Source organism: Winogradskyella sp. HB-48, from assembly GCF_049942685.1.
GTDB lineage: Bacteria > Bacteroidota > Bacteroidia > Flavobacteriales > Flavobacteriaceae > Winogradskyella.
Genome location: NZ_CP187934.1, coordinates 219,196 through 235,947 on the forward strand (window position 1 = coordinate 219,196; position 16,752 = coordinate 235,947).

At 44.7% G+C, this 16,752-nt stretch carries 2 protein-coding genes; one reads left to right on the plus strand and one right to left on the minus strand.

Going from position 1 to position 16,752, the window contains the following annotated elements; genetic code table 11:
* Position 1 precedes the first annotated feature (1 nt).
* Complete coding sequence (locus tag ACPX19_RS01070) at positions 2–14,587, minus strand: DUF7507 domain-containing protein (protein WP_426430967.1); 14,586 nt, start codon at positions 14,585–14,587, stop codon at positions 2–4.
* Positions 14,588–15,082: 495 nt separating this feature from the next.
* Between ACPX19_RS01070 and ACPX19_RS01075 the strand changes: the two genes are divergently transcribed.
* Entirely contained in the window at positions 15,083–16,672 is a 1,590-nt protein-coding gene (locus ACPX19_RS01075) for a peptide chain release factor 3 (protein ID WP_426430968.1), read from the plus strand.
* Positions 16,673–16,752: the final 80 nt, after the last annotated feature.

Consider the following 16,752-nt stretch of genomic DNA (forward strand, 5'->3'; position numbering starts at 1 on the left):
CTTATCTATTTATATATAACCATCCTACTCTTGGTTCAGACCCATCACCCAAGTCCAGTACATAATAATATGTACCTACAGGTAACTCATTTGATTGACCAATGACTGCTCTTCCATTTGTAGTACCATTCCAATCATTTAGATATCCGTTTTTAGAATATACGATATTACCCCATCTGTTATAGACTTCTAATTTGTTATTTGGGAATCGCTCTAAACAATCAATAACAAAAGTCTCATTAACACCATCACCATTTGGAGAGAACTCATTGTAAATTGTTAAACATATCGGATCCACAACAGCACTACCCTCATCATTGGAAGGGTTAACATCCGTTCCACCATCAGCAACATCAACAAACGCTGTATTTAAATAATCTCCGAAACCTAACACTTCAACAGTAATCTCAAGAATTTCAACTTGATCAGGATCTAATTGACCAACTGTCCATTCCCCATCAAACTCAGAATAAGTTCCTGCAGTTGTAATTGCTGAAACAAATACATAGCCGGTAGGAATTTGTTCACTGATAACAACGTTAGTTGCGGTAACATTTCCAATATTGGCAACCTCTATTGTAAAGACTACTTCATCTCCGACAACAGGTCTGACTTCATCAACAGCTTTAGTAACCTCTATATCAAAGATTGAATTAACTAATGTAACTGTTGGATCATCTGGATTGCCATCGCCATTTGGATCGTCATCATTTAAGTCATTAGGATCATCACTGATGTCTTCAACATCGTCTGAAGGATCGCCGAGATCACCACCTGGTCCTTCAGATCTCACAGTTGCAGAGTTGGTTACAAATCCAATATCAAGATCAACTTGAGTAATCTCATAAGTTGCTGTAAATGTCGTACTATCAGATTCACCTGGTAACAATTGTGCAATTGGTCCACCAACTAAATTCAGTCCAGGTAATAAATCTTCTACCTCTATATTAGTTAAAGTTACATTTCCTGTATTTTCAACAACAAATACATATGAAATAAGATCACCTAAGCTACCTTCAATACCATCACCATTAGTATCTTCAAGTGGTAAAGTTGTTTTGATTAAGCTTATCATTGGAACTTGAATAATTTCAGTTACCGTTGGGTCATCATCACTAGTTGGATCTGCAGGATCATCACTATTATCAGACACTGAATCCCCTAAAGGTGCTGTACCATTAGCAATAGCCTGATTTGTTACAAATCCTGAATCAATATCTGCTTGGGTTAATGCGTAAGTAGCAGTATAAATAATCGTTCCTGAACCAACTACCAAATCTTCCAAGTCTCCTTGGCCGTCTTCATCACTACCACCACTAACATAAGATGGTGTTGGTAGAGTTCCAGTACCAGTAAAGTCAGCTGCATCCTCAGTAACGCTTACATCAAATAATGTTGTATTTCCTGTATTACTTATAATGTATGTATAAGTAACAATATCACCCACACTAGCTACACCATCTGCACCAACATCCAAACTACTAGTCTTTTCAATAGCAATTTCTGGTAATTGAGGAATTGTCGTATCAGTTGGATCATCATTACTGGTTGTATCAGTTGGATCATCACTATCATCAGTTACAACACCTCCTAATGGATCAACTGCTCCCGCTATCGCTTGATTTGTAACAATCCCAGCATCAATATCATCTTGAGTAATCGCATATGTTGCAGTGTAAACTATTGTACCTACACCTACAATCATATCTTCTAAATCTGCATCTCCATCTTCGTCACTACCACCACTTACGTAAGTAGGTGTCGGTAAAGTTCCTGTTCCTGTGAAATCTGCAGCATTTTCGAGTACATTAATATCAAATAACGTTGTATTTCCAGTATTAGTTACAGTATAGGTGTATGTAATAATATCACCTACAGTTGCAATACTGTCAGAACCAAGGTCTAAACTACTAGTCTTCTCTATGGCTATACTTGGTATCTGAGGTATTATTGTAACCGTTGGGTCATCATTACTTGTTGTATCTGATGGGTCATCACTGTCATCAGTTACTGTATCTCCTAACGGACCTGTTCCATTTGTTGCTGCTTGGTTTGTTACAAACCCTGCGTCAATATCATCTTGAGTAATCGCATAGGTTGCGGTGTAAACTATTGTACCTACACCTACAATCATATCTTCTAAATCTGCATCTCCATCTTCGTCACTACCACCACTTACGTAAGTAGGTGTCGGTAAAGTTCCACTACCTGTAAAGTCAGCAGCATCCTCTGTTACACTCACATCAAATACCGTAACATTTCCAGTATTAGTTACTGTATATGTATAAGTTATAATATCTCCAACTGTTGCTATGCCATCAAGTCCTAAGTCTAAACTACTTGTCTTTTCAATAGTTAACATTGGATCCTGTGCTATCGTGGTTTCCGTTGGATCGTCCGTCGTGTTGCCGTCCAGATCATCCCCATCGTCACTCGTGTCGCTGACCGTGGTGCCGGCTGGACTGTCTCCGTCCGCTACTACACTGTTGCTCACGCCCCCGGCATCTACATCACTCTGCGTGATCACGTAGGTCGCCGTATACGTCGCCGTTTCCCCGACTTGTAAGGTCCCTTCCAAACTGCCCAAATCTGAACTTACAAATGTTGGACCGGTTAGGGTGAGTGGATTGCCGTTGCCATCCACAAACGTGTCCGTTAAGGCCACGTTCGTTAAGGTCACGTTGCCCGTGTTCTCTACCGTTATTGTATAGGTCAGCTCGTCTCCTAAGCTGGCCCCAGCTGGCAGCACATCATTGCTGATCGCTACGACCTTCACCGCTTCCAGGCTTGGTGACTCTGCTATCGTGGTTTCCGTTGGATCGTCCGTCGTGTTGCCGTCCAGATCATCCCCATCGTCACTCGTGTCGCTGACCGTGGTGCCGGCTGGACTGTCTCCGTCCGCTACTACACTGTTGCTCACGCCCCCGGCATCTACATCACTCTGCGTGATCACGTAGGTCGCCGTATACGTCGCCGTTTCCCCGACTTGTAAGGTCCCTTCCAAACTGCCCAAATCTGAACTTACAAATGTTGGACCGGTTAGGGTGAGTGGATTGCCGTTGCCATCCACAAACGTGTCCGTTAAGGCCACGTTCGTTAAGGTCACGTTGCCCGTGTTCTCTACCGTTATTGTATAGGTCAGCTCGTCTCCTAAGCTGGCCCCAGCTGGCAGCACATCATTGCTGATCGCTACGACCTTCACCGCTTCCAGGCTTGGTGACTCTGCTATCGTGGTTTCCGTTGGATCGTCCGTCGTGTTGCCGTCCAGATCATCCCCATCGTCACTCGTGTCGCTGACCGTGGTGCCGGCTGGACTGTCTCCGTCCGCTACTACACTGTTGCTCACGCCCCCGGCATCTACATCACTCTGCGTGATCACGTAGGTCGCCGTATACGTCGCCGTTTCCCCGACTTGTAAGGTCCCTTCCAAACTGCCCAAATCTGAACTTACAAATGTTGGACCGGTTAGGGTGAGTGGATTGCCGTTGCCATCCACAAACGTGTCCGTTAAGGCCACGTTCGTTAAGGTCACGTTGCCCGTGTTCTCTACCGTTATTGTATAGGTCAGCTCGTCTCCTAAGCTGGCCCCAGCTGGCAGCACATCATTGCTGATCGCTACGACCTTCACCGCTTCCAGGCTTGGTGACTCTGCTATCGTGGTTTCCGTTGGATCGTCCGTCGTGTTGCCGTCCAGATCATCCCCATCGTCACTCGTGTCGCTGACCGTGGTGCCGGCTGGACTGTCTCCGTCCGCTACTACACTGTTGCTCACGCCCCCGGCATCTACATCACTCTGCGTGATCACGTAGGTCGCCGTATACGTCGCCGTTTCCCCGACTTGTAAGGTCCCTTCCAAACTGCCCAAATCTGAACTTACAAATGTTGGACCGGTTAGGGTGAGTGGATTGCCGTTGCCATCCACAAACGTGTCCGTTAAGGCCACGTTCGTTAAGGTCACGTTGCCCGTGTTCTCTACCGTTATTGTATAGGTCAGCTCGTCTCCTAAGCTGGCCCCAGCTGGCAGCACATCATTGCTGATCGCTACGACCTTCACCGCTTCCAGGCTTGGTGACTCTGCTATCGTGGTTTCCGTTGGATCGTCCGTCGTGTTGCCGTCCAGATCATCCCCATCGTCACTCGTGTCGCTGACCGTGGTGCCGGCTGGACTGTCTCCGTCCGCTACTACACTGTTGCTCACGCCCCCGGCATCTACATCACTCTGCGTGATCACGTAGGTCGCCGTATACGTCGCCGTTTCCCCGACTTGTAAGGTCCCTTCCAAACTGCCCAAATCTGAACTTACAAATGTTGGACCGGTTAGGGTGAGTGGATTGCCGTTGCCATCCACAAACGTGTCCGTTAAGGCCACGTTCGTTAAGGTCACGTTGCCCGTGTTCTCTACCGTTATTGTATAGGTCAGCTCGTCTCCTAAGCTGGCCCCAGCTGGCAGCACATCATTGCTGATCGCTACGACCTTCACCGCTTCCAGGCTTGGTGACTCTGCTATCGTGGTTTCCGTTGGATCGTCCGTCGTGTTGCCGTCCAGATCATCCCCATCGTCACTCGTGTCGCTGACCGTGGTGCCGGCTGGACTGTCTCCGTCCGCTACTACACTGTTGCTCACGCCCCCGGCATCTACATCACTCTGCGTGATCACGTAGGTCGCCGTATACGTCGCCGTTTCCCCGACTTGTAAGGTCCCTTCCAAACTGCCCAAATCTGAACTTACAAATGTTGGACCGGTTAGGGTGAGTGGATTGCCGTTGCCATCCACAAACGTGTCCGTTAAGGCCACGTTCGTTAAGGTCACGTTGCCCGTGTTCTCTACCGTTATTGTATAGGTCAGCTCGTCTCCTAAGCTGGCCCCAGCTGGCAGCACATCATTGCTGATCGCTACGACCTTCACCGCTTCCAGGCTTGGTGACTCTGCTATCGTGGTTTCCGTTGGATCGTCCGTCGTGTTGCCGTCCAGATCATCCCCATCGTCACTCGTGTCGCTGACCGTGGTGCCGGCTGGACTGTCTCCGTCCGCTACTACACTGTTGCTCACGCCCCCGGCATCTACATCACTCTGCGTGATCACGTAGGTCGCCGTATACGTCGCCGTTTCCCCGACTTGTAAGGTCCCTTCCAAACTGCCCAAATCTGAACTTACAAATGTTGGACCGGTTAGGGTGAGTGGATTGCCGTTGCCATCCACAAACGTGTCCGTTAAGGCCACGTTCGTTAAGGTCACGTTGCCCGTGTTCTCTACCGTTATTGTATAGGTCAGCTCGTCTCCTAAGCTGGCCCCAGCTGGCAGCACATCATTGCTGATCGCTACGACCTTCACCGCTTCCAGGCTTGGTGACTCTGCTATCGTGGTTTCCGTTGGATCGTCCGTCGTGTTGCCGTCCAGATCATCCCCATCGTCACTCGTGTCGCTGACCGTGGTGCCGGCTGGACTGTCTCCGTCCGCTACTACACTGTTGCTCACGCCCCCGGCATCTACATCACTCTGCGTGATCACGTAGGTCGCCGTATACGTCGCCGTTTCCCCGACTTGTAAGGTCCCTTCCAAACTGCCCAAATCTGAACTTACAAATGTTGGACCGGTTAGGGTGAGTGGATTGCCGTTGCCATCCACAAACGTGTCCGTTAAGGCCACGTTCGTTAAGGTCACGTTGCCCGTGTTCTCTACCGTTATTGTATAGGTCAGCTCGTCTCCTAAGCTGGCCCCAGCTGGCAGCACATCATTGCTGATCGCTACGACCTTCACCGCTTCCAGGCTTGGTGACTCTGCTATCGTGGTTTCCGTTGGATCGTCCGTCGTGTTGCCGTCCAGATCATCCCCATCGTCACTCGTGTCGCTGACCGTGGTGCCGGCTGGACTGTCTCCGTCCGCTACTACACTGTTGCTCACGCCCCCGGCATCTACATCACTCTGCGTGATCACGTAGGTCGCCGTATACGTCGCCGTTTCCCCGACTTGTAAGGTCCCTTCCAAACTGCCCAAATCTGAACTTACAAATGTTGGACCGGTTAGGGTGAGTGGATTGCCGTTGCCATCCACAAACGTGTCCGTTAAGGCCACGTTCGTTAAGGTCACGTTGCCCGTGTTCTCTACCGTTATTGTATAGGTCAGCTCGTCTCCTAAGCTGGCCCCAGCTGGCAGCACATCATTGCTGATCGCTACGACCTTCACCGCTTCCAGGCTTGGTGACTCTGCTATCGTGGTTTCCGTTGGATCGTCCGTCGTGTTGCCGTCCAGATCATCCCCATCGTCACTCGTGTCGCTGACCGTGGTGCCGGCTGGACTGTCTCCGTCCGCTACTACACTGTTGCTCACGCCCCCGGCATCTACATCACTCTGCGTGATCACGTAGGTCGCCGTATACGTCGCCGTTTCCCCGACTTGTAAGGTCCCTTCCAAACTGCCCAAATCTGAACTTACAAATGTTGGACCGGTTAGGGTGAGTGGATTGCCGTTGCCATCCACAAACGTGTCCGTTAAGGCCACGTTCGTTAAGGTCACGTTGCCCGTGTTCTCTACCGTTATTGTATAGGTCAGCTCGTCTCCTAAGCTGGCCCCAGCTGGCAGCACATCATTGCTGATCGCTACGACCTTCACCGCTTCCAGGCTTGGTGACTCTGCTATCGTGGTTTCCGTTGGATCGTCCGTCGTGTTGCCGTCCAGATCATCCCCATCGTCACTCGTGTCGCTGACCGTGGTGCCGGCTGGACTGTCTCCGTCCGCTACTACACTGTTGCTCACGCCCCCGGCATCTACATCACTCTGCGTGATCACGTAGGTCGCCGTATACGTCGCCGTTTCCCCGACTTGTAAGGTCCCTTCCAAACTGCCCAAATCTGAACTTACAAATGTTGGACCGGTTAGGGTGAGTGGATTGCCGTTGCCATCCACAAACGTGTCCGTTAAGGCCACGTTCGTTAAGGTCACGTTGCCCGTGTTCTCTACCGTTATTGTATAGGTCAGCTCGTCTCCTAAGCTGGCCCCAGCTGGCAGCACATCATTGCTGATCGCTACGACCTTCACCGCTTCCAGGCTTGGTGACTCTGCTATCGTGGTTTCCGTTGGATCGTCCGTCGTGTTGCCGTCCAGATCATCCCCATCGTCACTCGTGTCGCTGACCGTGGTGCCGGCTGGACTGTCTCCGTCCGCTACTACACTGTTGCTCACGCCCCCGGCATCTACATCACTCTGCGTGATCACGTAGGTCGCCGTATACGTCGCCGTTTCCCCGACTTGTAAGGTCCCTTCCAAACTGCCCAAATCTGAACTTACAAATGTTGGACCGGTTAGGGTGAGTGGATTGCCGTTGCCATCCACAAACGTGTCCGTTAAGGCCACGTTCGTTAAGGTCACGTTGCCCGTGTTCTCTACCGTTATTGTATAGGTCAGCTCGTCTCCTAAGCTGGCCCCAGCTGGCAGCACATCATTGCTGATCGCTACGACCTTCACCGCTTCCAGGCTTGGTGACTCTGCTATCGTGGTTTCCGTTGGATCGTCCGTCGTGTTGCCGTCCAGATCATCCCCATCGTCACTCGTGTCGCTGACCGTGGTGCCGGCTGGACTGTCTCCGTCCGCTACTACACTGTTGCTCACGCCCCCGGCATCTACATCACTCTGCGTGATCACGTAGGTCGCCGTATACGTCGCCGTTTCCCCGACTTGTAAGGTCCCTTCCAAACTGCCCAAATCTGAACTTACAAATGTTGGACCGGTTAGGGTGAGTGGATTGCCGTTGCCATCCACAAACGTGTCCGTTAAGGCCACGTTCGTTAAGGTCACGTTGCCCGTGTTCTCTACCGTTATTGTATAGGTCAGCTCGTCTCCTAAGCTGGCCCCAGCTGGCAGCACATCATTGCTGATCGCTACGACCTTCACCGCTTCCAGGCTTGGTGACTCTGCTATCGTGGTTTCCGTTGGATCGTCCGTCGTGTTGCCGTCCAGATCATCCCCATCGTCACTCGTGTCGCTGACCGTGGTGCCGGCTGGACTGTCTCCGTCCGCTACTACACTGTTGCTCACGCCCCCGGCATCTACATCACTCTGCGTGATCACGTAGGTCGCCGTATACGTCGCCGTTTCCCCGACTTGTAAGGTCCCTTCCAAACTGCCCAAATCTGAACTTACAAATGTTGGACCGGTTAGGGTGAGTGGATTGCCGTTGCCATCCACAAACGTGTCCGTTAAGGCCACGTTCGTTAAGGTCACGTTGCCCGTGTTCTCTACCGTTATTGTATAGGTCAGCTCGTCTCCTAAGCTGGCCCCAGCTGGCAGCACATCATTGCTGATCGCTACGACCTTCACCGCTTCCAGGCTTGGTGACTCTGCTATCGTGGTTTCCGTTGGATCGTCCGTCGTGTTGCCGTCCAGATCATCCCCATCGTCACTCGTGTCGCTGACCGTGGTGCCGGCTGGACTGTCTCCGTCCGCTACTACACTGTTGCTCACGCCCCCGGCATCTACATCACTCTGCGTGATCACGTAGGTCGCCGTATACGTCGCCGTTTCCCCGACTTGTAAGGTCCCTTCCAAACTGCCCAAATCTGAACTTACAAATGTTGGACCGGTTAGGGTGAGTGGATTGCCGTTGCCATCCACAAACGTGTCCGTTAAGGCCACGTTCGTTAAGGTCACGTTGCCCGTGTTCTCTACCGTTATTGTATAGGTCAGCTCGTCTCCTAAGCTGGCCCCAGCTGGCAGCACATCATTGCTGATCGCTACGACCTTCACCGCTTCCAGGCTTGGTGACTCTGCTATCGTGGTTTCCGTTGGATCGTCCGTCGTGTTGCCGTCCAGATCATCCCCATCGTCACTCGTGTCGCTGACCGTGGTGCCGGCTGGACTGTCTCCGTCCGCTACTACACTGTTGCTCACGCCCCCGGCATCTACATCACTCTGCGTGATCACGTAGGTCGCCGTATACGTCGCCGTTTCCCCGACTTGTAAGGTCCCTTCCAAACTGCCCAAATCTGAACTTACAAATGTTGGACCGGTTAGGGTGAGTGGATTGCCGTTGCCATCCACAAACGTGTCCGTTAAGGCCACGTTCGTTAAGGTCACGTTGCCCGTGTTCTCTACCGTTATTGTATAGGTCAGCTCGTCTCCTAAGCTGGCCCCAGCTGGCAGCACATCATTGCTGATCGCTACGACCTTCACCGCTTCCAGGCTTGGTGACTCTGCTATCGTGGTTTCCGTTGGATCGTCCGTCGTGTTGCCGTCCAGATCATCCCCATCGTCACTCGTGTCGCTGACCGTGGTGCCGGCTGGACTGTCTCCGTCCGCTACTACACTGTTGCTCACGCCCCCGGCATCTACATCACTCTGCGTGATCACGTAGGTCGCCGTATACGTCGCCGTTTCCCCGACTTGTAAGGTCCCTTCCAAACTGCCCAAATCTGAACTTACAAATGTTGGACCGGTTAGGGTGAGTGGATTGCCGTTGCCATCCACAAACGTGTCCGTTAAGGCCACGTTCGTTAAGGTCACGTTGCCCGTGTTCTCTACCGTTATTGTATAGGTCAGCTCGTCTCCTAAGCTGGCCCCAGCTGGCAGCACATCATTGCTGATCGCTACGACCTTCACCGCTTCTATACTTGGGGATTCTATTCCGTTTACAGTTTCACTCTCATCATTATCAACAGGAGTATCACCTGAACCATCATTTGTTGTATCAGCAGAACCATCAGCTTCAGCTGTATTGGTGTAAGAACCATTATCTAAATCTGCTTGTGTTACTGTATGAGAAACTGTATATGTCCATGTTTCACCTACATCTAAAACTCCATCATCGTTACCTGGAGCATCTGCACCTCTAACAGGTGCAGCATCTGCTGTGGCATCAACCATCGTTGGAGTGTAAACATCGACATTACCACTATTAGTTAATGTTATTGTATAATTGATAACTTCACCAACAGCACTATATTCTGTTGTTAAAACATTTCCATCTATATCTGAAAATGTTTTAACAGTTGTAATGCTAGGATTAATAACACAACTTGTTGCTATACCAGGATCAGTGACAGCTGCATTAGTTCCTAAAGAATAGTCTACACCTGCTTCTGTAACTAAACCATTATTTGCATCTACTGAGGCAGGATCTGGTTCACCAAATTGTCCACCATCAGAACCTGAAACAAATGGATTATCATAAGCTTCATTTGCATCTGGACATCCATCGCCATCACTATCCGTGTTTTGAAAATCGAAACTTCCATCTGTTAGTGTGTCTACTGGTGTTGTTGCTTCAGCTGTATCATCTGCACCATTTCCATCACCATCACTAAAACTTGCATCATTAGTATCTAAAATTCCATCATTATTAGTATCTAAAACACCATTTCCTGCTTCATCTATATCATAAATACCATCGTTGTCAGAATCTAAATCGACAACATCATTAACACCATCACCATCTGTATCTAGCATGAGACAATATTGCATTTCATAGAATTGCAAATCGACATTTTCGAATTCATCACCATCTTGTTGACCAACTGTCACAATGATTTCCGTAACAGGCCCAAGAACTGATATATTTATGCTGTTTGCTGGTGCAGCAGTATCTGCAGAAGCACCTGTAACAGCACTTTGATTGGCAATTGTTAAACCTCCACCAACATTGATATCGGATAAATTAACAGGTACATTATCCGATCCATTTGTTGCTGTAAAATCAGCTCTCTCAAAATCCCCTAATCCGCCTAATTTAAAATTAACATTGTATACTGGTTGACTGAATGTGAAATAAAATCTAACTGTTTCACCTACTGGATAGTTTGTTCCATCTGCAACTATATTGATAAATTCCCCGTCTGGTAAAATACTTGGGTTATTTTGATTTGAAACACCAGTAAGGTTCCAAGCTGAACCTCCAAAGGGTTCATATCCGAAAGTTACACTTGCACCTCCATAGGCATAAACGTTCGGGATATACTCTGGATTAAAATTTGATCCTGTATTGTCCGCAAAAGTTTGACCTAAAGCAATTGGACCAGGAGAACAATCTTGCTCATAAATATTTAGTATACCATCATTGTCATTATCTTCATCACATATATCAGAAATTCCATCACCATCAGTATCTGTATTTCCTGAAGAAATTGCATTACAAGGGTCACAAACAGTATTTATAGTTGGATCAGTTACCGATGGGTTGGTACCTATATCATAATTTACTATTCTACCTAAATCTACCAATCCAGAGGCATCTACATTTGCGGGATCTGGAAATCCGAATTGTCCACCATCTATCCCTGCAGCAGTGACATATCCATATGCTTCATTTGCATCTGGACAACCATCACCATCACTGTCAGTATTTTGATAATCAAAGCTACCATCGTTTAAGGTATCTATTGGAGTAATTCCTCCACTAGCTGTTCCTGGGACGCCATTTGCATCGACAGCACCATCAGCCTGACCATCATTATTAAAATCGGTACCGCCTACTTCATCTACATCATAAATACCATCGTTGTCTGAATCTAAATCAACAATATCGTTAACTCCATCACCATCTGTATCTATTGCCAAGCAATATTGCATTTCATAGAATTGTAATTCTACATTATCCGCTTCATCACCATCTTGTTTACCAACGGTTACAACTATTTCTGTAACCGGTCCTTGGACTTGGATAGCTATACTGTTCGCAGGTGCATTTGCATTAGCTGAAGCACCAGTAACAGCACTCTGACCATTTATTGTAAGGTTTGCTCCTATATTTATATCAGAAAGAATGACAGGAACATCATCAGAACCATTGGTTGCAAAAAAATCTGCCCTATCAAAATCGTCAAGACCACCTAGTTTAAAATTGACATTATAAACTGGTTGCGTAAATGTGAAATAATATCTAACAACATCGTTTCCTGGATAGGTTGTACCATCTGCTATTGTATTGATATATTCTCCATCTGGTAATATGGCAGGGTTATTTTGACTTGTAACACCACTAAGATTCCAAGCAGAACCTCCATATAACTCATAACCAAAAGTTACGCTTGCACCGCCGTAAGCATAAACGTTTGGAATAAACTCTGGATTGAAATTTGATCCTGTATTGTCAGAGAATGTCTGACCCAAAGCCAATGGTCCAGGAGCACAATCAATGTCATTACTATCTAAGATACCATCATTATCATCGTCTTGATCGCAATAGTCACTAATACCATCACCATCAGTATCTAAGTTACCAGAAGCTACAGCATCACATAGGTCTACATTCGCAATAACAATAGTTGCTATTGCTGTATCACATACTGTATTATCTGCTTGCAAGCATATAGTATATTCCACAAAATATGTTCCATTGGGCGTATTAGTAGGTACAACTATAGTTCCATTATTATTAATATTTACACCTGTCATACCTCCATCATTACTGATGCTAATATTATTTGAGATATTAGCATTTGTGGCTGCAACACCATTTGCTAAATCAGTACCATTGCCATTATCCGCAAATACACTAGCTGTTGTTGATCCGACTATCAAACTATTAATTGGTGTTGCGGAAAAATCGTCGTCATTAGCAGTAATTGTAAGACAGCCTGCAATGATTGAATTATCTGTAACCGCTGCATTTGTTCCTAAAGAGTAATCTATACCCGTTTCTATGACAAGTCCATCAGCATCTACGGACGCTGGGTCTGGTTCACCAAATTGACCATTATCTGATCCTGCTGCAGTATTAGTACCGTAAGCCTCATTGGCATCTGGACATCCATCAGCATCACTATCTGTATTTTGAAAATCGAAACTTCCATCACTACCTGTATCTACAGGTGTAGTGGCTTCTGCTGTATCATCTGCACCATTACCATCTCCGTCATTAAAACCAGCATCACTACTATCAATAACACCATCTCCGTTTGTATCTAAAGCACCATTACCAGCTTCATCTACATCGTAAATACCGTCGTTATCTGAGTCTAAATCTAGTATATCATTAACACCATCATTATCTGTGTCAACAGCAATACAATAATCTAACTCATAGAATTGCATTGTTACATTACCAGCATTACCATTCTGTTTTCCAACTGTTAATTGAATCTCAGTAACAGGACCACTTATTGAAACCGCGATACTATTGTTTGGCGCATTTGCACCTCCAGCAGTACTTACAGCACTTTGCCCTGTAATTGTAACACTCGCACCAAGATTGATATCGGTTAATTGTACTGGAACATTTTGTACTCCATTAGATGCAACAAAATCAACTCTATCTGCATTATCTAATCCTCCAAACTTAAAATTTACGTTATAAACTGGTTCAGAGAATGTATAAGTGTAAACAGCAACATCTCCATTAGGGAAGTTTGTATTGTTTGGCTGTGTATTTATATAATCGCCTGTTACGCCAACTACTGTTTGGTTGCTTACACCAGAAGCCCATGTTGTGGTACCTTGTAATTCGAAGGTAGCACTAACATTAACACCATTATATGTGTATAAATTATTAACCGTAAATGGATTTGCTGTACTAGAGAATGTTTGACCTAAATCTACAAAACCTGGTGAGCAATCTAATTCGTTAATATCTAAAATACCGTCATTGTCATCATCTGCATCACAAACATCACTAATGTTGTCACCATCGGTATCTGTGTTTCCTGAAGCTATAGCATCACAAGGGTCGGCAGATGCTGATACCGTAACTGTTAAACTCGCTATATTTGATACAGCCGGTTGAGGCGCACCATCTAAAACATAATCATCTAGTACTGTATAATCTAAAGTTGCTATACCTATAAAACCAGTAGTTGGTGTAAAGGTTACATCGCCACTAGCATTAACGGTCCAAGTTCCTTGAGCATTGGTTATTGAGTTTTGAATACCTGCTGTTAAGACATCCAAATCTACTGTAGCATCATCTATATTACCATCAAAATCTACATCTGTACTTGTAACATTAAATGTTATAGGTGTGTTTAATGTTGTTGTATTTGAATTATCATCGGCAAAAGGAGCTGTGTTGACTGCGTTTAATGTTACCGCTAAATTGACTGATTCTAAATTAGCAGTGTTATTACCCATATCATTTCCTGGAAAAAATGTGAATTGCATAGTGGTATTATCTGCTACGAAACGCGCCACCGTTGTACCCCAAACTTCTTGAGTTACAGGTGTAACACTCACTCTCGGGTAGGTTCCTACTTGATAGTCGAAGAAATTGATGTATTGAGGTGCATAAGTAGGTGTAGTTGCAGACATTGAATAAATTATCACTTCATATGTTCTACCAATCGTAAGACCTCCAATATTTGTACCTATGGATTCCTCTGCAGCTAATGTACCAACATCTCTTATGGTAATCCAGTTAACATCACCATTTGGAGGTAATGGAACCGGTGCACTATTCCAAGCTTCACCAGCACCTAATCCACCACCTGGTCCAGCTACGGTATTAGCACCTGAAACGTCTGGAGTTCCACCTAAGTCGAACCAACCAGGAGGTGCACAATTACCGCAGTTTGTACTACCGTTGGTTGGCGAAATAGTTTGGCCAAATGATAATTGGGTAAAGATTATTAATATAAAAGCAATTTGAAGAATTAGGGAATTCTTCATACACGAGAATCGAGTAGAGATTTTCATATTATTATATAGTTGATGTATAATTCAAATTCTGTTAAATCGATAAAATATTTTATCGATTAAACGCAAATATATTCGTTAAAATGCAAAAAAACAAATTAATTAAGTAAGAATCTTAGTACTAAAGTTTTACTAATATGTTTCAAAAGCACATATTAAACCATAAAAGTAACCCACTTTCACTGCTAGTACTTAAATATAATAAAGGAAGAGATTGCTATTGATCAACCTAATTATTTGTAAGTAAACTTTTGATTTGGGGTACGCTTTCATATAAACATTAGTAAATGATTACCACTAATTTTATAATTGCTTGAAAGTTAGTTAGAGAAAATCTATTAGAACCAAAAAATCGATGAATTGACAAAATTATCTTTCAAAAATGTAATGTATATAAAAAATAAAGATAATTTATAATTATAAAAGTAATGTTGATGTTTATTTTAATTTTGCACCTTTATATATTATATGAGCTTTAAAGAAGAAATAAATAGAAGACGAACATTTGGTATTATTTCGCATCCAGATGCTGGTAAAACAACATTAACAGAAAAGCTTCTGCTTTTTGGTGGTGCCATACAAGAAGCTGGTGCAGTAAAAAGTAATAAAATAAAGAAAGGTGCTACGAGTGACTTTATGGAAATTGAGCGTCAGCGTGGTATTTCTGTTGCTACGTCTGTTTTGGCTTTTGAATACAACGGTATTAAAATTAATATTCTAGACACACCTGGTCACAAAGATTTTGCTGAAGATACTTTTAGAACTTTAACTGCTGTTGATAGCGTGATTGTAGTGATTGATGTTGCTAAAGGTGTTGAGGAGCAAACCGAAAAACTGGTTGAAGTTTGTAGAATGCGTAATATTCCGATGATTGTATTCATCAACAAACTAGACCGTGAAGGTAAAGACGCGTTTGACTTGTTGGATGAAGTTGAACAAAAACTAGGTCTAAAAGTTACTCCTTTGAGTTTTCCTATTGGTATGGGTTATGACTTTAAAGGTATTTACAATATTTGGGAAAAGAACGTAAATCTTTTTAAAGGTGATAGCAAACAGCATATTAACGATACAGTTGAAATATCTGATTTAAACTCAAAAGAATTAGACCTATTAGTAGGTAACAAAGCTGCCCAAACCCTTAGAGATGAGATAGAATTAGTTGATGGTATCTACCCAAAATTTGACAAAGACACCTATTTATATGGTGATTTACAACCAGTATTTTTTGGCTCAGCTTTAAATAACTTTGGTGTAAGAGAATTGCTAGATTGTTTCGTTGAAATTGCACCTAAACCAAGAGCTAAACAAAGCGAAGAACGACTAGTAAAGCCAGATGAAAAACAATTCTCCGGATTTGTTTTTAAAATCCATGCCAATATGGATCCTAATCATAGAAACCGTTTGGCTTTTGTTAAAATAGTATCTGGTGAGTTTAAACGAAATACACCATACTTGCATGTAAGACATGGGAAGAAGCTTAAATTCTCAAGTCCTAACGCCTTTTTTGCAGAAAAGAAGGAGATTGTAGACATCTCTTATCCTGGTGATATTGTTGGCTTACAAGACTCTGGGAACTTTAAAATCGGTGACACACTAACTGAAGGTGAAATTCTAAATTACAAGGGAATTCCTAGTTTTTCACCAGAGCATTTTAGATACATTAATAATGCTGACCCAATGAAGGCTAAGCAGCTCCATAAAGGGATTGATCAGTTAATGGACGAAGGTGTAGCTCAATTATTTACATTAGATTATAATGGCCGTAAAGTTATTGGTACAGTAGGTGCTTTACAATATGAAGTTATTCAATACAGATTAGAACATGAATATGGTGCAAAATGTACTTATGAAAATCTAAATGTCCATAAGGCTTGTTGGGTACATACAGACAATAAAAAAAGTGAAGAGTTTAAAGACTTTTTAAGAGTGAAACAACGCTATCTAGCTAGAGACAAACAAAATCAATTGGTGTTCTTAGCAGATTCTATGTTTACACTACAAATGACTCAACAAAAGTACCCAAGTATTACCTTTCATATGACATCTGAGTTTGAATAAAACATACTGTTTATCGAATAGATTAAAAATTAGTGTATTTTATCGATAATATTTGTTTTTTAACGACAAAATACTTATTC

Excerpts from the sequence above, each read along its gene's own strand:
- ACPX19_RS01070 (WP_426430967.1), bottom strand. The coding sequence starts at position 14,587 with ATGAAGAATTCCCTAATTCTTCAAATTGCTTTTATATTAATAATCTTT.
- ACPX19_RS01075 (WP_426430968.1), top strand. The coding sequence starts at position 15,083 with ATGAGCTTTAAAGAAGAAATAAATAGAAGACGAACATTTGGTATTATT.